Here is a 22,386-nt window from a genome sequence, read left to right as displayed (position 1 = left end):
GATGAGCCGGATCGGGGTGGCCTTCGACAAGGCCCGCGCCGACGGACGGGCACTGCTGGTCGGCTGCATGCCGGCCGGTTTCCCCACCGTCGAGGGCAGCATCGCCGCGATGACCGCCATGGTCGAGGCCGGCGTCGACGTCATCGAGGTGGAAATCCCCTACTCCGACCCGGTGATGGACGGGCCGGTGATCCAACAGGCCAGTGACATCGCGCTGGCCGGGGGCGTCCGCACCGCGGACACGATGCGCATCATCGAGGCAGTGGCGGCCACCGGCGCGCCGGTGGTCACCATGACCTACTGGAACCCGGTCGAGCGGTACGGCGTGGACGTCTTCGCCCGTGACCTCGCCTCCGCCGGTGGTACCGGTCTGATCACCCCGGACCTCATTCCGGACGAGGCCGACGAGTGGCTGGCCGCCTCGGACGCGCACGGGCTGGACCGCACGTTCCTGGTCTCGCCGTCGTCCACCGACGCCCGGCTGGCGATGACGGTGCAGCACTGCCGTGGCTTCGTCTACGCGACCGCGGTGATGGGGGTGACCGGTGCCCGGGCGCGTACCTCCGACGCCGCCCCGACGCTGGTCTCCCGGGCCCGCGCGGTCACCGACCTGCCGATCGGTGTGGGCCTCGGGGTGGGCACCGGCGCGCAGGCCGGTACCGTCGCCGGTTACGCCGACGGGGTGATCGTGGGCAGTGCGCTGGTCCGGTGCGTGCTCGACGCGTCCACCGAGGCCGAAGGGCTGGCCGCGCTGCGCACGCTCAGCGCCGAATTGGCCGAGGGCGTCCGTAACCCCACCCGCTGAGCCCGGCCCTGCGGAGCTCTCGGCGCGCGCATCGTCGCGGCGGGCCGACCGCGTCGGCGCAGCGCGCGGGGCATGTTCGGATGTGGACTGACGGCGGCGAGGGTGTCCGCGGCCACGTGGCGGACCTCGGGGCGGTGACGGCTTGTCAGGGGTGCAGGGACGGGTTCGCGGCCTCGCCGCGTTGCTCCGGTGGCTGCCCTGCCCCCGGATGCGCGTCCTGGCTGGTGCCGGGCCGCTGCCCGTCCTGGCTGGTCCGCGGCCGCTGCGTGTCCTGGTCGGCTGCCGGCCGGCCCTCCCCGGCTGGGCGAGCCGCCGGCAGTGGCGCGGAGGTGACGCCGCCGGGCATGCAGGGGACCGCACGGAGCACTCCCGAGTGACCGGCGGTCGCGTCGGTGACGGCGGCCCGGGTGAGCGGGGTGACCGCATCGGGCAGCGCGTCGGGGGAGTGCCAGGACAGCCGGCAGCCCGGCGGTGGGTCGGCGGCGGGTCGAACCCCGGCCGCGCGGGCCCGGAACACGTGCACGAGCACGTCGGGCAGCGGCCCGGCGCGTCCGGCCGGGGCTTCCCCCGGCGGGCCGGTCAGATGGTAGACGCCGACCAGGTCGACCACCTCGATGTCCCAGCCGGTCTCCGCGCGGATGTCCCGTAGGGCCGCCTGCACCGGGCTCTCGGCCGGGCGCAGCCGCCCACCGGGCAACGCGTACCGGCGCGCACCCCGGCCCTGCTGGCAGAGCAGCACCCGACCGGAGTCGTCGGTGACGACGGCGGCGACCGCCCAGGTGAGCGCGCTCATGGACAAAGAGCCTACGGCGGTGCAAACCAGAAGTCATCGAGATGCGGACTCCAGCGGCCCGGGGTGCCGCTGCGGGGGTGTGCAGCGGTAGCGTGTGCACCCGTGACCCTCGCCTCGCTGTCCCCCCAGGCGGCCCTGCCCAGTCCCAGCACCGCGGTCTGGCAGCTCGGGCCGGTGCCGATCCGGGCGTACGCGCTCTGCATCATCGCCGGCATCGTGCTGGCCTGCCTGGTGACGGAGCGCCGGCTGCGGCAACGCGGCGTCGCGCCCGGCGCGACGCTCGACATCGCCGTCTGGGCGGTGCCCGCGGGCATCATCGGCGCCCGGATCTATCACGTGGTGACCTCGCCGGAGAAATACTTCGGCGCTGGCGGGGACCCGATGAAGGCGTTCGCGATCTGGGAGGGCGGTCTCGGCATCTGGGGCGCGGTCGCCGGCGGCGCGGTCGGCGCCTGGATCGCGGCTCGACAGCTCGGCATCCCGTTGAGCGTGGTGGCCGATGCGCTGGCCCCCGGGCTGCCGCTGGCCCAGGCGGTCGGTCGGATCGGCAACTGGTTCAACAACGAGCTCTTCGGTGGCCGGACCACCCTGCCGTGGGGTCTGGAGATCCACCGGATGGACCCGGACAACCCCGGGCACGCGCTCCGCGACGACGCCGGGCAGCCGATCCTCGAACCGGGTCTCTACCAGCCAACGTTCCTCTACGAGGCGCTGTGGAACCTCGGTGTCGTCGCCCTGGTCCTCCTCCTCGACCGCCGACTCAAACTGGGCCGGGGCCGGGCGTTCGCGCTCTACGTGATGGGCTACACCGCCGGCCGGTTCTGGATCGAGCTGATGCGCACCGACGACGCCAACCAGATCCTCGGCGTCCGGCTCAACGTCTGGACCGCCGCCCTGGTCTTCCTCGGCGCGCTGATCTACTTCGTGCGGGTGCGCGGCCCTCGGGACTACCTGATCCCGCTCGGCGCGGCGGCGACGACGACCCCGCCCCCCACGTCCGACCTGTCCCAGGTCGACCTCTCCGAGCGGGAGACCCCCACGCGGGCGGCCGCCCCGGAGGGCTACCGGGTGGTGAGCGAGGAGCAGTACGCCGCCTGGCAGGACACCGGTGTCGTACCGCCGGAGCCGGCGACCAACGACGACTCCCGGCCGGATGACGGCGAGCGGTCCGAGGACGCGGCTCCCGTCGACCTCGCGTCGAGCGACGACGACGAGCCGGCGGAGCAGGCATCCGCCTCCCGCACCGACCGGGCCGACGCCACGGGCGCGCGGCCCGCCGACCGGGACAGCTGAGCGGGGGCGGCACCGATGCGAAGCGCGGTGGTGGTCGGCGCAGGGGTCGGTGGCCTCGCGGTGGCCGGCGCGCTGGCCGGGTCCGGCTGGCAGGTCACCCTGTTGGAACGGGCCGAACGGGTCCGCCCCGAGCCGACCGCGGTGGTGCTCTGGCCCAACGGCGTCCGCGCGTTACAGGCCCTCGGCCTCGGCGCGGGCCTGGCCGCCATCGCCACCCCGCTGCCCGACGGCGGGGTCCGCCGCCCGGACGGGCACTGGCTCGTACAGCCCCGTCCCGTTCCGGCCGACCGGATGCCCGTGGTGGTGCACCGCGAGGATCTGCACGACGCGCTGATCGCCGGCCTCGGCGACCGGGTCGAACTGCGTACCGGAGTCACCGTGCGACACGTCCGCGTCGAGCCGGGCGAGCGACCGGGGGTCAGCGACGGACGGCACACCATCGAGGCCGATCTGGTGGTCGCGGCCGACGGCACGGACAGCGGCATCCGCCGCCAACTCGCGCCGGAGTCCCGGGTGGTCAGCTCCGGGTGCGCCGCCTGGCGGGCCGTCATTCCCTGGTACCAGGCGCCTCGACTACCGGACGACCAGCCGCTGGCCGGCGAGATTCTCGGCGCGGGTTACCGGTTCGTGGCCGCGTCGCTGGGCGAGCGCGGGTCCTCGGGTGGGTCCACTCGGGGCGGCATCTACTGGGTGGCCACCGCGGCCGGCGCGCCACGCCCGGAACCACCGGAGACCCAGCTCGCCCTGCTGCGCCGCTGGTACGCGGGCTGGCCCTCGCCGATCGCCGCGCTGCTCGACGCCACCGACCCGGCCGACCTGGTCCAACAGGAGGTTCGCGAGCTGCGCCCGCTGCCCCGCGCGTACGGCTTTCCGGTCGGACCCGGCGGGGTGGTGCTGCTCGGCGACGCGGCGCACGCCATGCCGCCGCACCTCGGGCAGGGCGCCTGCCTCGCGTTCGAGGACGCCGCCACGCTCGCGTCTCTGCTCCGGGAGGCCCGGCTGCCCGACGCCGTCCAGGCGTACGACCGGGTGCGCCGCCCCCGGGCCGCGACCGTGGTCCGGCAGACCCGGCGGATGTCGGCGGTGCTGCAGACCCGGGGCCGGCTGGCGCTGCGTGCCCGGGACGCCGCACTGGGCACGATCAACTCGCGACTGCTCTCCAGCGCCGCCGCCTCCGCCGCGCAGTGGCGTCCCCCAGCCTGACCCCACCCCCGCGCCCACCCTCCGCGCCCGCCCCACCCGCCCACCGCGTCGATCATGGACTTGTGGTGGTGATCGAAGCGTGACAAACCCGTCCTAAACCGGCACCACGACTCCATGATCGACGCGGGAGGAGGGTGGGGTGGGGTGGGCGCGGGGGCTGGGGGGCGGGGGAGGGTGGGGCTAGGGGATCAGGGCTGCGGGTTCGGCGATGCAGGCGGTGCCGATTCGGCGGAAGCCGACCCGCAGGTAGACCCGGGCGATCTCCTCGCTGCCGGCGGACAGGAAGACCAGGTCGGTGCCGGCGGCCAACAGTTCCCGGGCGAGGGCGGCGGTGAGCGCGGCGCCCAGCCCTCGACGCCGGGCGGACGGCAGCGTGGCCACCCCGGCGATCTCGGCGACGTCGTCCACCCGCATTGCCATGCCGCTGGCCAGCGCGCCCTCGGTCGGCGTGCCGGCCAGCGCGGAGATCCGCCGACCATCGGCGATCCGGGCGCGCTCCTCGTCCAACGCGGCCAGTTCGAGTTCGGTGACGGCGGCGTCGCGTTCGGCGGGGCCGGCCTCGCCGGGCGCGGTGCCCGGGGCGGCGAACGACACCGCTGCCACCGCCCGCCGGGCGGCGACGTCGGCGGCGAAGTCGGGAGAGTCCGCCGCCAGCACCCGCACCGCCGCGTCGGAGAGCGTCGCCGGGCTGGGCAGCGCGGTCGGGTCGAGCACCATCAGCGGTGCTTCCAGCACGTTCAGCCCCGCGGAACGGGCCACCGCCAGCAGCTCGGGAGTGGTCTCGTGCACCCACTCGAAGGCTTCCGGCAGGCCCAGCTTCCGCTGCCGCTCGCGCACCGAGGTCACGTCGGCCAGCGACGGCGGCTCGGTGGCGTCGATCCGGGGGCGGGCGTAGAACGGCCAGCCGGCGCCCTCGCGGACGAACAGCACCAGGCCGCCATGGTCCTCCGCAGCGGCGACGTCACGGGGCACCGCGTCGTAGAAACGTTCCAACCGGTCGAAGATGTCCTTGTGTAGCGGATCCACCGCGCGAGACTACACGTCCCAGCCTGTGGACGGTGTGATCAATCTCGGGTGGCCGGGCGACCGCAGCCCTAACGTAGACTCAATAGACCCACGGGCCGACGTCGTCCCCACCATGATTCAACCTGAGTGACGACAGGAGGCCCGGTGGCTCAGCCGTACGCGGACACAGCACGGCCGCACCCGCACAGCCCACAGGCGTCCCCGACGCCCGACCCCCGCCCGTCCGCCCAGGGCCTCTACGACCCCGCGCAGGAGCACGATGCCTGCGGCGTGGCCTTCGTGGCGGACCTGTACGGTCGGCGTTCACACTCGGTCGTCGCCAACGGGCTCGGCGCACTCTGTCGACTGGACCACCGGGGCGCCCGCGGCGCGGAGCCGAACACCGGCGACGGCGCGGGCATCATGATCCAGGTGCCGGACGCGTTCCTGCGCGCGGTGGCCGACGTCGCGCTTCCCCCGGCGGGCGAGTACGCCACCGGGCTGGTCTTCCTTCCCGACGACGACGCCGCCGAGGCGCGTGCCCGCCGGGTGGTCGAGAAGTACGCGCTGGTCGAGGGCGCCGACCTGCTCGGTTGGCGGGACGTGCCGATCGACCCCAGTGACCTCGGCGAGACCGCCCTGGCGGCGATGCCCCGGGTCCGCCAGCTCTTCCTGGCCGCGCACCGGCTCACCGACGCGCCCGAAGGCCCGGCCGGCTCCCCGCTGCGCGGCGTCGAGCTGGACCGGGTGGCGTTCTGTCTCCGTAAGCAGGCCGAACGGGAGACCGCCGAGCGGGGCGTGCCGGCGTACTTCCCGTCGCTGTCCAGCCGCACCATGATCTACAAGGGCATGCTCACGCCCGACCAGCTGCCGGCGTTCTACCCGGACCTGCGCGACGAGCGGGTGGACAGCGCGATCGCGCTGGTGCACTCGCGCTTCTCCACCAACACCTTCCCGTCCTGGCCGTTGGCGCACCCGTACCGGTTCATCGCCCACAACGGCGAGATCAACACGATCCGGGGCAACCGCAACTGGATGCAGGCCCGCGAGGCGCTGCTGCGTTCGCCGAACGTGCCGGGCAACATCCGGCGGGTCTTCCCGGTCTGCACTCCCGGCGCCTCCGACTCGGCGAACTTCGACGAGGTCCTGGAGTTGCTGCACCTGGCCGGGCGGAGCCTGCCACACGCGGTGCTCATGATGATCCCCGAGGCGTGGGAGAACGACCCCGCCATGGATCCGGCCAAGCGTGCCTTCTACCGCTTCCACGCCAGTCTCATGGAGCCGTGGGACGGTCCGGCGTCGGTGGCCTTCACCGACGGCGAGATCGTCGGCGCGGTGCTGGACCGCAACGGGCTGCGCCCGGGGCGCTGGTGGCAGACCGACGACGGGCTCGTGGTGCTCGGCTCCGAGGCGGGCGTGCTCGACCTCGACCCGGCCCGCGTGGTCGCGAAGGGGCGGCTCCAGCCGGGCAAGATGTTCCTGGTCGACACCGTCGCCGGCCGGATCGTGCACGACGAGGAGATCAAGTCCGAGTTGGCCGCCGCCCAGCCGTACGGCGAGTGGCTGCACGCCGGGCTGATCGAGCTGAACGACCTGCCAGCGCGCGAGCACATCGTCTACACGCACGACTCGGTGCGCCGCCGGCAGCAGACCTTCGGCTACACCGAGGAAGAGCTGAAGATCCTGCTCGCGCCGATGGCCCGTACCGGCGCTGAGCCGCTCGGCTCGATGGGCACGGACACCCCGATCTCGCCGCTGTCCACCCGGCCGCGGCTGCTCTACGACTACTTCCACCAGCTCTTCGCCCAGGTCACCAACCCGCCGCTGGACGCCATCCGGGAGGAGCTGGTGACCAGCCTGGCGTCGACCATCGGCCCGGAGGGCAACCTGCTCGACCCGGGTGCCGCGAGCTGTCGACAGATCGTGCTGCCGCACCCGATCATCGACAACGACGAGCTGGCGAAGATCCTCTCCATCGACGAGGACGGCGACCTGCCCGGCTTCAAGGCGGTCCGGGTCTCCGGGCTGTACCGGATCCGGGAGGGCGCCGCCGGGATCAAGGCGCGGCTGACCGAGATCTGCCGGCACGTCTCCGAGGCGATCGAGGACGGCGTCCGCATCCTGGTGCTCTCCGACCGGGACTCCAACGCCGACCTGGCGCCGATCCCGTCGCTGCTGCTCACCGCCGCCGTGCACCAGCACCTGGTGCGCGAGCAGACGCGTACCCAGGCCGCGCTGATCGTCGAGTCCGGCGACTGCCGGGAGGTGCACCACGCGGCGGTGCTGATCGGCTACGGCGCGGCGGCGGTCAACCCGTACCTGGCGTTCGAGTCGGTGGAGGACATGGTCTCCACGGGCGCGCTGACCGGGGTGGACCGGGCCGCCGCGGTACGCAACTACGCGAAGGCGCTCGGCAAGGGCGTCCTGAAGATCATGTCCAAGATGGGCATCTCGACGGTCTCCTCGTACTGCGGGGCGCAGGTCTTCGAGGCGGTCGGCCTGGACACCCGGCTGGTCGAGCGCTACTTCCGGGGCACCCCCAGCCGGATCGGCGGGGTGGGTCTCGCGGGCGTGCACACCGAGGTGGCCGCCCGGCACGCGCTGGCCTGGCCCCCGGCCGGCACCGCCAGCTCCGACCGGCTGGAGGTCGGTGGCGAGTACCAGTGGCGCCGCGAGGGTGAGCTGCACCTGTTCAACCCGGAGACGGTCTTCCTGCTGCAACACGCCACCCGCAGTCGGCAGTACGACGTCTTCCGGCAGTACACCGCCAAGGTCGACGCGCTCGCCGCGCAGGCCGGTTCGCTGCGCGGGCTGTTCACGCTGCGCACCGGGCTTCGCCCGGCGGTGCCGATCGACGAGGTCGAGCCGGCCACCGAGATCGTCAAGCGGTTCGCCACCGGCGCCATGTCGTACGGGTCGATTTCGGCGGAAGCGCACGAGACGCTGGCCATCGCCATGAACCGTCTCGGCGGCAAGTCCAACACCGGCGAGGGTGGCGAGGACGTCGAGCGGCTGCACGATCCCGCTCGCCGCTCGGCGGTCAAGCAGATCGCCAGCGGCCGGTTCGGTGTGACCAGCGAATACCTGGTCAACGCCGACGACCTCCAGATCAAGATGGCCCAGGGCGCCAAGCCGGGCGAGGGCGGTCAGCTGCCCGGCAACAAGGTCTGGCCGTGGATCGCCCGGACCCGGCACGCCACCCCCGGCGTGGGTCTGATCTCGCCGCCGCCGCACCACGACATCTACTCCATCGAGGACCTCGCCCAGCTGGTGCACGACCTGAAGTGCGTCAACCCGGCGGCCCGGGTGCACGTCAAGCTGGTCAGCGAGGTCGGCGTCGGCACGGTCGCCGCCGGGGTGGCGAAGCTCAAGGCGGACGTCATCCTGATCTCCGGCCACGACGGCGGCACGGGCGCCTCCCCGATGAACTCGCTCAAGCACGCCGGCACCCCGTGGGAGCTGGGGCTGGCCGAGGCGCAGCAGACACTGTTGCTCAACAAGCTGCGCGACCGGGTCACCGTGCAGGTCGACGGTCAGCTCAAGACCGGCCGGGACGTGCTGATCGCGGCGCTGCTCGGCGCGGAGGAGTTCGGCTTCGCGACCGCGCCGCTGATCGTCGAGGGCTGCGTGATGATGCGGGTCTGCCACCTGGACACCTGCCCGGTCGGCATCGCCACCCAGAATCCGGTGCTGCGCGAGCGCTTCACCGGCAAGCCGGAGTTCGTGGAGAACTTCTTCCTCTTCCTCGCCGAGGAGGTCCGGGGCTACCTGGCCGAGCTGGGTTTCCGGTCCATCGAGGAGGCGATCGGGCAGTCCGAGCTGCTCGACGTCGCCCCGGCGGTGACGCACTGGAAGGCGCACGGGTTGGACCTGGCACCCGTCCTGCACCTGCCGGAGCTGCCCGCCGGTGCGGCCCGACGCGGGGTGCGCGCGCAGGATCACGGCCTGGAGCAGGCCCTGGACAACGAGCTGATCGCGCTGGCCCGTCCGGCGCTGGCCGACGGGGCGCCGGTGCGGGTCGAGGTGGCGGTGCGCAACGAGCACCGCAGCGTCGGCGCGATGCTCGGCGGCGAGGTGACCCGTCGCTTCGGCGGCGCCGGCCTGCCCGAGGACACCATCGAGTTCGTGCTGCACGGCACGGCTGGGCAGTCGTTCGGCGCGTTCCTGCCGCGCGGGGTGACGCTGCGGCTACACGGCGACGCCAACGACTACGTCGGCAAGGGCCTCTCCGGTGGGCGGCTCATCGTCCGTCCGGACGCCGCCGCGCCGTTCCTCGACCCCGACGCCGAGCCGGGGCAGCGAGCCGAGGATCAGATCATCGCCGGCAACACCATCCTCTACGGGGCCACGGCCGGCGAGGTCTTCCTGCGCGGCCGGGTGGGGGAGCGGTTCGCGGTCCGCAACTCCGGCGCGGTCGCCGTGGTCGAGGGCGTCGGTGACCATGGCTGTGAGTACATGACCGGCGGCACGGTGGTGGTGCTCGGCGCGACCGGCCGGAACTTCGCGGCCGGCATGTCCGGTGGCACGGCGTTCGTGCACCACCTGGACCGGGGCCGGGTCAACACGGAGCTGGTCGACCTGATGCCGCTGGGCGAGCAGGAGCAGTCGCTGCTGCACGAGTTGGTCCAACGGCACGTGGCCGAGACCGGCTCGGCGGTCGCCGAGGAACTGCTCAAGCGCTGGCCGGAGGCGGTGGCCGAGTTCACCGCGGTGGTGCCCCGCGACTACCGCCGGGTGCTGGAGATCATGCGGGCCGCCGAAGCAGCCGGCCGCGACGTCGATGACGCGGTCATGAAAGAACTGACCGCACCCGCTGTGCCGGCGATGCCGGTGCCGCCCGCCCCGCGGGTGGCTGCCCAGGAGGTGGCACGTGCCTGACCCGAACGGTTTCCTGCGCTACGACCGGCGGCTGCCGGCCCGCCGCCCGGTGCCGGTGCGGATCAGCGACTGGCGCGAGGTGTACCCGCCGGCCGGCGAGGAGCTCATCCGTGAACAGGCCACCCGATGCATGGACTGCGGCATCCCGTTCTGCCATGACGGCTGCCCGCTGGGCAACCGCATCCCGGACTGGAACGACCTGGTGCGGACCGGCAACTGGGATGCGGCGGTGGAGTCGCTGCACGCCACCAACAACTTCCCGGAGTTCACCGGCCGGCTCTGCCCGGCGCCCTGCGAGGCGGCCTGCGTGCTCGGCATCTCCGGCGGTCAGCCGGTGACGATCAAGCAGGTCGAGGTGGAGATCGCCGACGCCGCCGCGGCGCGTGGGTTCATCCCCCGTCCGGTGCCGGCGCCGTCGGGCCGGTCGGTCGCCGTCGTCGGCTCCGGGCCCGCCGGGCTCGCCGCCGCCCAGCAGCTGGCCCGCGCCGGTCATGCGGTGACGGTGTACGAGCGCGACGACGCGATCGGTGGTCTGCTCCGGTACGGCATCCCTGACTTCAAGTTGGAGAAGCGGCACATCGACGCCCGGTTGGCCCAGCTCGCCGCCGAGGGGGTGCGCTTCCGCACCGGCGTGAACGTCGGGGTGGACGTCACCGCCGAGCAGTTGCGCGCCGAGCACGACGCGGTGCTGTTGGCCTGTGGGGCGTTGCAGGGCCGGGACACCCCGGAGACCCCGGGGCGGGCGCTTCGGGGCGTACACCAGGCGATGGCCCACCTGGTCGCGGCGAACCGCGCGGTCGCCACCGCGGCCACCGATCAGGCCGGCGTGGTGGCCACCGGCGAGCGGCGGCTGGCACCGGCGGTGTTGCCGGACGGCACCCCGATCGACGCGGCCGGCAAGCACGTCGTGATCATCGGTGGTGGTGACACGGCGGCCGACTGCCTCGGCGTCGCGCACCGCCAGGGCGCGGCAGGCGTGCACCAGCTCGACCTGTACCCGCGGCCGCCGCAGCAGCGTGACGAGGCCCGGGACCCGTGGCCGACCTGGCCGTGGATCCTGCGCAGCTACCCGGCGCACGAGGAGGGTGGCGAGCGGGTCTTCGCCGTGGCGGTGCAGGAGTTCGTGGACGACGGCACCGGCCAGGTGCGGGCGGTGCGGATCGCCGAGGTGACCGTGGAGAAGCGCGACGGCCGGCGGGTCGTCACCGTGGTGCCGGGTTCCGAGCGGGAGTTGCCGGCCGATCTGGTGCTGCTGGCGATCGGCTTCGAGGGCACCGAGCAGCAGCCGCTGCTGGCCCAGTTCGGCGTGACCCGCAACCCTCGGGGCGCCATCGACGCCCGCGACGACTGGCAGACCGACGCCGACGGGGTGTTCGTGGCCGGTGACATGCACCGGGGCGCCTCGCTGATCGTCTGGGCCATCGCCGAGGGGCGGGCGGCCGCCGCCGCCATCCACGGATATCTGGGCGGTGTCGGTGCGTTGCCGGCCCCGGTGGGCCCGGCCGCGCAGGCTCTCGCCGCTCGCTGAGCTGAGGGCGTCCGGTCGGTGCGGCGGGTTGCTGCCGCACCGACCGGACGTTCCCGCTGGTGAAGCCGCTCACACAGGTGGGCAAATAGGTTTAAGGCGGCAAGACTTGTCGGCTGCCGAACCGCCCCGCGATCGGCGTGAATGATCATGCTGCCGATCGCTGGAGGTTCGTCGTGGCCACGGGTGCCACCTTCGCCGCACTGCGCCACCGCAACTACCGGATCTGGGCGCTGGCCGGCTTCGTCTCCGTCATCGGCACCTGGATGCAGGTTCTCGGAGTCAACTGGTACGTCCTGAAGGAGACCGGCTCGGCGACGTCCATGGGCTTCGCCGTGCTGCTCCAGGCGGCGCCCACCCTGCTGCTCAGTGTCTGGGGCGGTGTGCTGGCCGACCGGCTGCCGGCCCGCCCGCTGCTGATCGCCGCCCAGGTGGCCCACGCGGCGCTCGCCGCCGCACTGGCGGCGGTCGCCCTGACCGGTGCCGGCGGCCTGCCGGTGATCTTCGCGATCTCGCTGGCCACCGGGGCCGTCTCGGCCGTCGAAGGCCCGGTGATGGGGCGCTGGGCCGCCAGCCTCGTCGACCGGGAGACGCTGGGCAACGCCCTGGCACTCGGCTCGCTCAGCAACTCCGCCGGCCGCATCCTCGGCATGAGCCTCGGTGCCGTGGTGGTGGCCGCCGTCGGCCCCGCCCTGCTGTTCGGCATCAACGCGGCCAGCTTCGCCGCCGTGGTGGTGGCGCTGTTCGCCGTACGCCCGGGAGTCGCGCCCGGCCTCGCGGTGCCGGACGCCGGCCGGACCCGTGGCGGTGTCCGCGCCGGGTTCGCCTACCTGCGCGGGCAGCCGGTGCTGCTCCTCGCGCTCGCCCTGTCGTTCGTGCTCGGCAGCCTGGGCCGCAACTACCAGGTGACCATGGCCGCGATGAGCGACGGACCGCTGGACAGCGGCGCCTCCGGGTACGGGCTCCTGTCCACCGTGTTCGCGGTCGGGACGGTGCTGGGTGCGCTCGTCGCGGCCCGTCGACGTTCGCTGGGGTACCGGACGCTGGTGGTCGCGGGCCTGTTGGCCAGCGGGTTGCAGATCGTCGCCGGTCTCGCACCGGGCACCTGGAGCTTCGCCGCGGTGATCCTGCCGATCGCCGCCGCCGCGGTCGTCATCGACACCACCGTCGGCACCCGCGCCCAACTCGACACCGACGGCGCGATGCGGGGCCGGGTGCTCGCCGCGTTGGCGGTCACCGGCTCGGTCTCCGCGGCGGTCGGCGCCCCACTGCTCGGCTGGCTCGCCGAACACGCCGGGCCACGCCAGACGCTCGTCCTCGCCGGGACCGCCGCGGCGATCGCCACGGCCGCGGCGGCCGTCGCCCTGGACCGGCAGCACGGCCGCGCGGCGGCCCTCGCGCTCGTCGTGCCGCGGCCTCGCCATCCGGTACGACGAGTGGCGTGGACGGCGGCACGCCTGGTCCGACCCGCCGGGGCGGTCTGTGTCATCGCGCCGGCCGGCCGCGCCGCGGAGCCGATCCGGCTGGGGGAGTTGGCCCTCACCGGACAGGCCACACGCCGCTGAGACAACCGTCACCGTCTGCGGGACCAGGCGGGGGCCGCTGCGTGACCCGCTGCGTGACCCGCATCGGGGCGTGCCCGCCGCTCTGGTTCGCCTACCGGCACATCCGCGCGGTCGAGGCGACAGGTGGCTCAGCGGTTCCGTGAGTGGGTAGCGGTAGGCGGGCGGGATCGGTGAGTAATTCCCCAACAGCGCCTGTCGAGCTGCCCCAGATGTGGGCCGACGACCGTGGGCGTTCGCGTCGAGCGTGCGGCGGGCCGCCAGGTGCCGTCATCGTCGTCCCACCTGTGGGGCAGCTCGACAGGACGCGTACCGCACGGGCGGCTGACCCTCGCGGCCGGAGGCACCCGCGTGAGCGACGGGTGCCTCCGACGGCCCGCCACACCTGGTGTCGACCATCGGCCTCTGGCGCACCTTGTACCGCAAGGTCACACTGTGTGGATCGGAGGTGACGCGTGCGGCGGTCCGAGGTACCCAAGCGGGAGTTGATCGGTCAGCGGCAGTCGTCCGGCGGTCGGGAGCGACTGCCGGCCGGCGGGTTGGAGTTCTTCACGCTGGTCGCCCGGTTGCTACGGCGACCCCGCCGCGGCGACCGCCGGCTGCCGCTGCTGTGGTTGGTCCGCTCCGAGGCCGCGGATCTGATGGTGCCGCTGCGCCGGTTCCTCGGCCAGGGCCCCGGCGGCGGGTCCCACACGCCGTGTTGGACGCCGACGTACCGCCCGGTGCCGGGGACGTGCCGGCGTTGCTGCGCGAGCTGCACCGGCAGCTCTCCCTGGAGGCGTTCGGCGCCGCCCGACTGCGCTTTCGGCACTATCCGCTCGCCGACTGGCTGATGCACCAGAGCCTGAGCTTCGGCACCGACGCCGACGACAGCCGCGCCGCCCTGGTCCGCCGGCTGCGCGACCGCCGGGGCCCGCAGACGCCGGAGGCGTTGCCCTCCGGTGGCGACGCGGTCAGCATCGTCTCGCAGGTGCTGCTCTGGCTGGTCCGCCGCGCCGTGCCGGGGGTGGTCTTCCGGGCCGCCGTCTCCGGCCGGGTGCCGGTGCTGGGCCGGCACTACAACTGGTTCATGCGCCAGCAGTACCTGGCGCCGCGGCAGTCGGTCACCTTCCTCGGCTTCGCCGAGCGCCTCACCGCGGGCTGGCGTGACGGGGAGCAACCCGACCAGGTCAACAAGCTGCTGCTGCACGCGTTCCTGGAGGACCTGCGGCAGGCGTACCGGCGTCGGCCGTGGCGCCCGTCGGACTGGCGGCGCACCGCCTACCCGGCGCTGCTGCTCGATCACGTCGCGCCCGGCAACGTGGGCGGGGAGCTGGTCCGCCTGATCGGCGACGTCCGCACCGAGACCGGCCGCAACGACCCGCTGCTCATCGTCGCGTCCGGCGGGCAACCCCCACCGGACCTGCCCGAACCGCACCCGCTCACCGAGGCCGACGAGGCGTACGACGAGTGGGCCGAGGCACTGCCGGAGATGCGACGGCTGCGCCGCCCGGCCACCTGGCTGGTGGCGCTGCGCCCCGACGAGACCGACACCGGCCCACCGTCACGTGGCGGGCTGCGGCCGTTCTCCGCGCCCGACCCGCCGTGGTGGTCGCGGCGCTTCCTGCCGGCGGCGCTGTGTCTGGTGCTGGTGGCGGCGCTCGGGGTGTGGGTGGCCAGTCGGTGGGGGCCGGGCTGCCACCCCTCGCTCACCGGCCAGGTCTCGGTCGAGGTGGCCGCCAGCGGCGAGTGTGTCGGCTACAGCGACAGTGCCGCCCAGGTGTTCAACAACGACCCCGGCCAGGACCGGCTGCGCACCGTCCAACGACGCATCTTCGCGCAGAACCGCGCCGCCGAGGAGGTCTGGCAACGCAGCGACAAACGTCGACCCTTCCTCACCCTGGTCTACCTGGGCACGCTGACCGGCAACCGGACCCGCGCGGACGAGGAGTCGTACGTCTCCGAGCGGGAGGAGCTCGAAGGCATGGCCACCGCCCAGTACGCGTTGCTGAAGGAGTCGGCGGGCGCCGACGGCGCCGCGCTGCTGCGGATCGTGGTGGCCAACGGTGGCCGGCAGATGATCTACGCCGACCGGGCCGTGGCGATGCTGGCCGAGCTGGCCCGCGACGACCCCACGGTGCTCGGGGTGGTCGGGCTGGTGGAGAGCCGGACCAGCACCGCCCGCGCGCTGCGTGAGCTGAACCAGGTCGGGCTGCCGGTGCTGGCGCCCACCCTCTCCGCCGACAAGATGGACGCCAACTCCCGCCTCTACCTGCAGATCTCCGCGGCGAACAAGGATCAGGTGAAGCTGGTCGACGCGTACGCCCAGCAGGTGCTGAAGGTCGACGAGGCGCACGTCTTCTACACCACCCTGGAGGGCAGCTCGCTCACCGAGGACCTCTACGTGGGCACCCTCGTCGACGGGCTCCGACAACGGTTCGGGACCCGGATCACCCGCCTCGACGAGTGGCGCACCGGGCAGCGGCTGACCGACGAGTGCGGCTACCCCGGCCTGCTCTTCTACGCGGGTCGATGGTCGGAGTTCGACGGTTTCCTGCGGGCGCTGCGCGAGTGCGGCGGCAACCCGCCCCGACACCTCGTCGCCGACGATTCGGCCAACCGGTACATGGCCAATCCGGGGCTGCGCGCCGCCGCGCCCGGCAACCTGCCCGTCACGTACGTCTCGAAGGCGTCCCTGGCCACCTGCGCGGCGCTGCGGGCCGCCCAGGACCGGCGCGACGACGACGCGCGGGCCAGCTTCCTGTCCTGGATCCAGGCCGACGACCTGCTCGACCCACCGCGCTGCCGGCCGGGCTCCGAGGAGCAGGTCGGCGAGCGGGTCAGCCTCGCCTACGACGCCGCGATGATGCTGGTCCGGGCGGTGGAGAGCCTCGCCGCCCGACTGCACCACGCCGACCCACGGCAACGCTGGGAGCCGGATTCGGTCAACCCGGTCGGCGTGCACGCGGAGGTGCTGCGGCAGAACGCCGGTCAGGGCTACCCGGGGGTGGCCGGGCTGATTCGGTTCACGCCCGACTCCGGGGAGCCGGTCGACAAGCGGCTGGCCCTGATGCGGGTGGAGCAGGTGCCCGACGTGGCGAGGGCACCGGTGGAGGTGTTCCGCTGCGGGGTGGCCGACGCGTCCAGCCCGGCGGCGTGCGGCCCCGCCTGACCGGGCCGACGTGACACGTCCTCGCAGGACTGTCCGGGCGCCACCGGTGTCCGTTAGGGTTCCTGGGACCAGGCGGCCGTCGGCGTTGGGGGCAGAGGGTGGGCAGGCTCGCGTCGGCGTACGGGCAGGCGGTCAACTCCCACCGGGCGGCTCGGGCGCATCTGGACACTGCCCGCAGCGTCCTGGGCGCGGCACCGGCCGCCACCGCGCCGGTCGGCGGCGACGACCTGGTGGCCCGCCTCGCCCGCCTGGGCGGCGCCCTGGCCACCCCCGCTCCGGGCGTCACGCCGCTGACCGACGAGCCGGCCGCGGTGCGGATCGGCGAGGCGTCCACCTCGGACGGTGGCTTCCCCGTGCTGGTCCCGCTCGGCGGTGGCCACCACCTGGCCCTGGACGCCGATGCCCGGGATCCGCAGGTCGCCGGCCTGCTGCGGGCGCTGGTGCTGCGGCTGGTCGCCACCGCGCCGCCCGGTCAGGTCCGCGTCGCCGGCATCGACACCGCCGCGCTCGGCGCGACCTTCGGCCCGTTGCGCCCACTGCTCGACGCCGGTGTGCTCGACCCGCCGGCCGCCGGTGAGGCCGAGGTGGCCGCGCTGCTGGACGCCGCCGAACAGCACGCCCGCGCCGCGCAGCAGGCCCTGCCCGCCGCCCGACGGCTGCTGGTGGTGGTGGCCACCGCCGCGCCGCCGCCGCGTGAGCTGGCCCGGCTCGCCGCGCTCACCCACGCCGGCCCGGCCGCCGCCGTGTGCGTGCTGCTCGCCGGCCACCCGTCCCGGCTGCCCGGCGAGACCCCGCCGCCGCTGGGCGGCACCACCGCGCTGCGGCTCAACCAGGGGTACGCGCACGTCGGTGACCCGCCCGGCACCCCGTTCAGCGCCGACGGCAGCGGGCTCGCCGCACCCGTGCTGCTCGACGGCGACCCGCCGCCCGCCTCGGTCCGCGCGCTCGCCGAGCATCTCGGCACCGTCACCCGGCGCGCGGACGCGCTGCCCTTCACCGACCTGCTGCCCGAGCGGCGCTGGGCCGAGTCCGCCGGCAACGGTCTGCGCACGGTGATCGGTCGGGCCGGCGGCGTCGGGTCGACCTCCGCCCTCGACTCCGTGGTGACGCTCGCCTTCGACGACGCCACCCCGCACTGGCTGGTCGGCGGGCGCACCGGCGCCGGCAAGACCGTCTTCCTCCTCGACGTTCTCTACGGGCTGGCCGCCCGCTACTCGCCGGCCGAGTTGCAGCTCTACCTGCTCGACTTCAAGGAGGGCGTGAGCTTCACCGAGTTCGTGCCCACCGGCCGGGACCCGTCCTGGCTGCCGCACGCCCGCGCCGTCGGCATCGAGTCCGACCGCGAGTACGGTCTCGCGGTGCTGCGTGAGTTGCGCCGCGAGGCGCAGCGGCGGGCCACCGCGCTCAAACGGCACGGCGTCACCAAGCTCGCCGACCTGCCGCGGGACAATCCGCTGCCGCGCATCGTGACGGTCATCGACGAGTTCCACGTGCTGCTCGCCGGCAACGACACGCTGGCCCGCGAGTCCGTCGACCTACTGGAGGAGTTGGCCCGCAAGGGCCGCTCGTACGGCATCCACCTGGTGCTCGCCAGCCAGAGCATGACCGGCATCGAAGCGCTCTACGGACGGGCCGAGGCGATCTTCGGGCAGTTCGCGTTGCGGGTGGCGCTGCCCGGCGGTGGCGGGGTGCTCGATCAGCTCAACGACGCCGCGGCGGCCCTGCCGGTCGGCTGCGCCGTCGTCAACACCGCCGCCGGCGCGGTCGGCGCCGACACCGTGCTGCGCTTCCCCGACGCGCACGCCGCCGCGGCGGACCTCGCCGCGTTACGCCACGAGCTGTGGCAGGCCCGCCCGTCGGGCTCGCGGGCACCCGCGGTCTTCAAGGGGTACGAAGCCGCCCGGATCGAGGACGACCCCACCTTCGCCGGGTTGCGCCCCGGCGGTCGACGCCCGATGGCCCTGGTCGGCCGAACCGTCGACGTGCACGGCACCACCGCCCTGTTCCTGATGGACACCACCCCCGGCCGGCACCTCGCCGTGGTGGGCACCGCACCGACCGGCGCGGACGTGCTGCGCGCCGCGACGCTCAGCCTGGCCCGCCAGCACACCCCCGGTGACGCCGTCTTCCAACTGGCCTGCCTGGTCACCGTCGCCGACCCGGTCGCCGACGACACCGAGACGACGCTGCGGGCCGCCGGCCACCCGGTGCGGCGCCTCGACGCGGCCGGGCTGCGCGACCGGATCGCCGCGCTGGCCGCCGAGCCGAACGGCCGCGAATACCTGGTGGTGTTCGGCATGGACGCCGCCGCGCCGATCCTCGGGGCCGCCGACCCCGGCACGTTCCGCTCCGGCCTGGACGACCTGCGCACCGTCCTGCGGCAGGGCCCCGGGCAGGGCGTGCACCTGCTCGCTTGGTGGCGCGGGCTCCGCCGGCTCGCCGACGACCTCGGCGGCACCCAGAACCGCGACGACGTCGCCTGCCTGGTCGCGCTCAACGTGCCCGGTGCCGAGCTTGCCCTGCACCTCGGAGCGCACGACCTGACCTACACGCCCCGCGCCGACCGGGCGCTGCTGATCGACCGGCACGACCAGCGCAGCCGGCTGATCGTCCCGTTCGTCGGCGACGGGCACGAGCCGGACGGGGAGCGCTGACAGTGTCCTTCGAGGAGTACGCGGCGCTGGCCCGGCAACTCTCCGACCAGCGCCGCGCCGGGGAACAGCGCGCCGCCGCCGAGTCCGCGCGCCGCCGCGACCTACACGCCGCCGTCGACTACCTCCAGCAGCGACTGGCCGCCCAGGGGCAGCGCCTCGACCAGCTCGGCCGAGCCATCGGCATCGACCAGCCAGCCGCCACCCCCACGCCTCCTCCCACCGCGCCCGGAACCGGGGACGGCGAACCCGCCGGCGCAGCCGGCGCGCCGGGGCAGGCGGGGGTCGGGGCGTACCCCCAGTTGCCGGCGGGGGAGGCGCGGCTGGCGCTGCCGACGGCGGTGAGCCCGGCGGGCGGCGGGGTGCCGGCGCAGCGCGCGGCGGCGGCCGACCCGGCGGTGGAGCTGGAGTTGGCCCGGCGGATGGCCGACGAGGCCGACCGGCACGGACAGCAGGCGGAGCTGCTGGCCCAGCGGCCGGCGCTGCTGCCGACGTGGTCGCCGCTGGCCCGCGCGGTCGCGGTCTACGCCGCGTGCGGGGCCGCCGCCGGGGTGCTCGTGCTGATCCTGGTGCTCGCCTCCGGGGTCGGTCTGGTGGACGGCTTCACCCTTGGCGCGTGGATCTGCGCGGGGCTGCCGGCGGTGGCGTTCTTCGGTGGGTACCTGGTGTTGGGCCGGTGGGGGAGACCCGTGATGGTCGCCGGCACGCCGCCGCGTTACCTGCCGCTCGGGTTCCTGATCTGCTTCCTGCTGGTGCCGATGGCCTACTGCGCCTACCTGCTGCTGGTGCGCGGCCTGCGCTGACGGTCCTCGTGTCGATCTTCCGCCTTCCGTTGGCTCGTCACGGGAACTGTCCAAGATCTAGGTTGCCGTCCATTCCAGTCGACGTCTTGCGGACAGACTCCGGCAGAGTCGCTCGCTTGGGGCGACCGCCGTCTGCGCGGTGACGCGGGAGCTAGCTGCCGGTCGCGCTGGGTGCGCGGATCTCGTACGCTCCCAGGTGGTCTCCGCCGGCGCGGTGGTGGAGGCGATGGTCGATCACGGGGAGGTGCGCGTGAGCGCAGCACAGATCATCGCGAGGTTGGCGGCGGCGTCGCAGAAGCTGGACGAGGCGAAGGCCAAGACCGCAGCGGCAGCACAGGACGCAGCAGAGGCGCGGGCACTCGTGGCCGGTGCGCTGGAGGGCGTGGCCGCCGGTCCACTGGTTGGCATGATCGACTCGTACCGTCAGGCGCTCGCGCAGGCTTCCCAGGGTGGCGACCCGGCCAAGCAGCACGTGCAGGAGACAATTGCCAAGGTTCGAGCGCTGGGAAACTGACCACGGGTGGTGGCAGCGCAATCCACCGGTCTGCCGAGGCGTCGCTGACCTCGGCCCGGAGCCAGTGATCAGGTGATGAAAAGTAGGTCAGAACCGTCCCTGACACCTACTTTTCATCACCTGATCATCGATCACCCCGTCGTCGGCGTACGGCGGTGGCTGGTCGCGCTGCTAGCGGCTGATGCGGAACGTCTGTTCGAAGGTCGGGTAGTCGCAGACGTCCTGGCTGCAGAGTTCGAATCCTCCGCTGATCAGCGCCACACCCTTGTGGAGCACCAGCCCGCCGCCCTCGACCCATGCTCGCCCGGTCACGGCCTGCGGCTCGCCCGTGCAGCTGTTGAGGGGCGCCCAGCCGCTGGCGTAGGCGACCCGGTCGCCCGACCGCTGCCGCACGATCAGTTCGGTCGCGCCGGACAGGCCGGTCGGGCAGGTCACGGTGAGGGTGATGTCCACGGCGACGCCGCGCGCGACCAGGGTCGCGGACGTGACGTCGACGGTGCTGGCCGCGCTCGCCGGGGTCGGCGCCAGCACGATGGAGAGCGACAGCCCGAGTAGTGCGATGGTGGTGATGATGCGGCGCACGACGGTGCTCCTTGCCGGAGTGGGTGCATACCTACGGTCACCCTAGCCCCCTCCGGCGGTGAGAGATATCAATCGCGTTCGATGACGACGACCGGGATCTCGCGGTCGGTCTCCTTCGCGTAGCGGGCGTACGTCGGGAAGACCTTCGTCATCACCGGCCACAGCCGGACGCGCTCCTCGCCGGTCGCGGTCCGGGCCCGGCCGGCGATGCGCTCCGCGCCGACCTGGATCTCCACGGTTGGGTCGGCGGTCAGGTTCAGGTACCAGGCGGGGTGCGTGGCCGCGCCACCGTTGGAGGCCACCAACAGGTAGGTGTCGCCGTCGCGCCCGTACATCAGGGCGGTGCGGCGCAGCTTGCCCGATCGGCGTCCGCGGGTGGTGAGCAGCAGCGAGGGTACGCCGTGGAAGGTGCCCCCGTCGGCGCCGTCGGTTTGTACGTAGCGCTGGATGTGGCTGGCGACCCAGCCGACCGGGCTGTCCTCGACTGCTTCGTGCTGCTCGTGGGTGGTCACGCCATCGCCTCCATCGTCGAGTCCGGACGGTCGAGCCGGGTGTCGATCCTACGCGGCGGGGGAGGGTCAGCCGCGCGAGCGCGGCAGGCAGCACTTCTTGTACTTGGTGCCGGACCCGCACCAGCAGGTGTCGTTGCGGCCGGGTGGCCAGGCGGTCACGCCGGCCTCGTCGAGGCTGTCGGCGTACTCGTCGAGGGTTTCTGCGTCGGTGGGGTCGCTGCCCGTGTCCCGCGCGAAGGCCGCGAGACCGTCGACGGTGCCGGTGACCAGGCCCAGGTCGGCGCCACCCATCCCGGAGGCCTCGACCAACGCGCGTTCGAGGTTGGCGCGGTGCTCCTCCCAGGCGGGCGGGTAGCTGTCGGCCAACGCCGGCCAGCGCACCAGCATCGCGTCGAACTCGCCCTTTGGCCAGAACAGCAGCGTCGCCGGGCCGTCGTCGAGGGCGTCGAGCGCGTGGGTGCTCGCGGCGCGCAGCCGGTCGGCGAGGTTGTCGTATTCGTCGTGCGGTAGACCCTGCTCTTCGCGCAGGTCGTGCCGTTGTTGGGCCAGGCCGTAGATCATGACGGCGGCCTCGTCCTGGGCGTCCTCGGACGCGTGCTGCTGGGTGCGGGTCCGTTCCAGGATCGCGTCCAGCGCCCCGGTGAGCCATTCCAGTGCCAGCTCGGCGTGGCCGGATTCGGCAAGTTCATCGACCACGTACGTGGCGTCGGGGTCGGTCTCCAGCAGCGGACGCAGGGCGGTCAACTCGGCCATGCCCTCGTCGGAACGGTCGAGGCGCAGCAGCAGGCCGCCGCGCACCGCTCGGGCGTACGCGTTGTCGTCGGGCTGTTCGGCGATGGCGCGGGTGGCCAGGGCGAGCGCGTCGGCCAGGTCGCCGGCCTGCTCCAGGATGTCCGCGGCGACCAGCAGGGCGTACCCGGTGTCGTCGGGGTCCGCGACCCGCCCCTCGTCGACGGCCCCCACCAGTTCGGCGACCAGCGCGGCCGGATTCGGGCTGGCGGGGCCCAAGGCGCCGATCTCGTCGATGCGGTCGGCGGTCAGCAACTCGGACATGAAGGCATCCTGAAGACGACGGAGGGTGGGTGGGGAAGTGGCCAGCGTACTCCGGA

Annotated in this window: 15 protein-coding genes; 10 read left to right on the top strand and 5 right to left on the bottom strand. The window is 73.7% G+C overall.

Translation table 11 applies throughout. From position 1 onward, the window contains the following. Position 1 precedes the first annotated feature (1 nt). Positions 2 to 805 carry a tryptophan synthase subunit alpha gene (gene trpA, locus ACIBF8_RS11770; RefSeq protein WP_396782593.1) on the top strand — a complete coding sequence of 268 codons (804 nt, stop codon included), beginning with the start codon at positions 2 to 4 and terminating at the stop codon, positions 803 to 805. Positions 806 to 950: 145 nt separating this feature from the next. Here trpA and ACIBF8_RS11765 read toward each other — a convergent pair whose 3' ends face one another. Then, positions 951 to 1,598: an NUDIX domain-containing protein gene (locus ACIBF8_RS11765; protein ID WP_396782591.1), complete on the bottom strand. Its 648-nt coding sequence runs from the start codon at positions 1,596 to 1,598 to the stop codon at positions 951 to 953. Between the two features lie 102 nt (positions 1,599 to 1,700). Between ACIBF8_RS11765 and lgt the strand changes: the two genes are divergently transcribed. Together lgt and ACIBF8_RS11755 are read left to right on the top strand one after the other, a co-directional pair. After that, positions 1,701 to 2,891: a prolipoprotein diacylglyceryl transferase gene (lgt, locus tag ACIBF8_RS11760; protein WP_396782589.1), complete on the top strand. Its 1,191-nt coding sequence runs from the start codon at positions 1,701 to 1,703 to the stop codon at positions 2,889 to 2,891. A 15-nt stretch (positions 2,892 to 2,906) separates the two neighbouring features. Continuing rightward, a complete protein-coding gene (locus tag ACIBF8_RS11755) occupies positions 2,907 to 4,094 on the top strand; it encodes an FAD-dependent oxidoreductase (protein ID WP_396782587.1) in 1,188 nt (395 codons plus the stop codon). A 180-nt stretch (positions 4,095 to 4,274) separates the two neighbouring features. Here the strand turns inward: ACIBF8_RS11755 and ACIBF8_RS11750 are convergent, their stop codons facing one another. After that, the gene (locus tag ACIBF8_RS11750; protein ID WP_396782585.1) at positions 4,275 to 5,120 is read right to left on the bottom strand and encodes a GNAT family N-acetyltransferase; all 846 of its coding nucleotides are present in this window, start codon (positions 5,118 to 5,120) and stop codon (positions 4,275 to 4,277) included. Positions 5,121 to 5,264: 144 nt separating this feature from the next. On the opposite strand from ACIBF8_RS11750, the gene gltB reads away from it, so the two are divergent. From gltB to ACIBF8_RS11715, 7 genes are all read left to right on the top strand, one after another. Then, entirely contained in the window at positions 5,265 to 9,977 is a 4,713-nt protein-coding gene (gene gltB / locus ACIBF8_RS11745; protein ID WP_396782583.1) for a glutamate synthase large subunit, read from the top strand. Next, positions 9,970 to 11,505 (top strand): glutamate synthase subunit beta, encoded by a 1,536-nt coding sequence (locus ACIBF8_RS11740; protein ID WP_396782582.1) that lies wholly within the window; start codon positions 9,970 to 9,972, stop codon positions 11,503 to 11,505. The genes gltB and ACIBF8_RS11740 overlap by 8 nt, the downstream gene beginning before the upstream one ends. A gap of 173 nt (positions 11,506 to 11,678) precedes the next feature. Further along, complete coding sequence (locus ACIBF8_RS11735) at positions 11,679 to 13,067, top strand: MFS transporter (protein WP_396782581.1); 1,389 nt, start codon at positions 11,679 to 11,681, stop codon at positions 13,065 to 13,067. 694 nt (positions 13,068 to 13,761) lie between these two features. Further along, positions 13,762 to 16,215 carry a hypothetical protein gene (locus ACIBF8_RS11730; protein WP_396782579.1) on the top strand — a complete coding sequence of 818 codons (2,454 nt, stop codon included), beginning with the start codon at positions 13,762 to 13,764 and terminating at the stop codon, positions 16,213 to 16,215. Positions 16,216 to 16,313: 98 nt separating this feature from the next. After that, positions 16,314 to 18,869, top strand: coding sequence for an FtsK/SpoIIIE domain-containing protein (locus tag ACIBF8_RS11725; RefSeq protein ID WP_396782578.1), 2,556 nt, complete (start codon positions 16,314 to 16,316; stop codon positions 18,867 to 18,869). Between the two features lie 2 nt (positions 18,870 to 18,871). Continuing rightward, the gene (locus ACIBF8_RS11720; RefSeq protein ID WP_396782577.1) at positions 18,872 to 19,669 is read left to right on the top strand and encodes a hypothetical protein; all 798 of its coding nucleotides are present in this window, start codon (positions 18,872 to 18,874) and stop codon (positions 19,667 to 19,669) included. Between the two features lie 196 nt (positions 19,670 to 19,865). Beyond that, entirely contained in the window at positions 19,866 to 20,183 is a 318-nt protein-coding gene (locus tag ACIBF8_RS11715; protein WP_396782576.1) for a DUF6244 family protein, read from the top strand. A gap of 171 nt (positions 20,184 to 20,354) precedes the next feature. Here the strand turns inward: ACIBF8_RS11715 and ACIBF8_RS11710 are convergent, their stop codons facing one another. The 3 genes from ACIBF8_RS11710 to ACIBF8_RS11700 all read right to left on the bottom strand — a co-directional run bounded on the left by ACIBF8_RS11710 (position 20,355) and on the right by ACIBF8_RS11700 (position 22,330). Continuing rightward, complete coding sequence (locus ACIBF8_RS11710; protein ID WP_396782575.1) at positions 20,355 to 20,765, bottom strand: hypothetical protein; 411 nt, start codon at positions 20,763 to 20,765, stop codon at positions 20,355 to 20,357. 68 nt (positions 20,766 to 20,833) lie between these two features. Then, on the bottom strand, positions 20,834 to 21,277 hold the full coding sequence (locus ACIBF8_RS11705; protein ID WP_396782574.1) for a nitroreductase family deazaflavin-dependent oxidoreductase: 444 nt from the start codon (positions 21,275 to 21,277) through the stop codon (positions 20,834 to 20,836). A 66-nt stretch (positions 21,278 to 21,343) separates the two neighbouring features. Continuing rightward, positions 21,344 to 22,330 (bottom strand): SEC-C metal-binding domain-containing protein, encoded by a 987-nt coding sequence (locus tag ACIBF8_RS11700; RefSeq protein WP_396782573.1) that lies wholly within the window; start codon positions 22,328 to 22,330, stop codon positions 21,344 to 21,346. Positions 22,331 to 22,386 lie beyond the last annotated feature (56 nt).

Source organism: Micromonospora sp. NPDC050276, from assembly GCF_044459545.1.
In the GTDB taxonomy this organism is placed as follows: domain Bacteria; phylum Actinomycetota; class Actinomycetes; order Mycobacteriales; family Micromonosporaceae; genus Micromonospora.
This window is presented reverse-complemented; position numbering and strand designations above follow the sequence as displayed.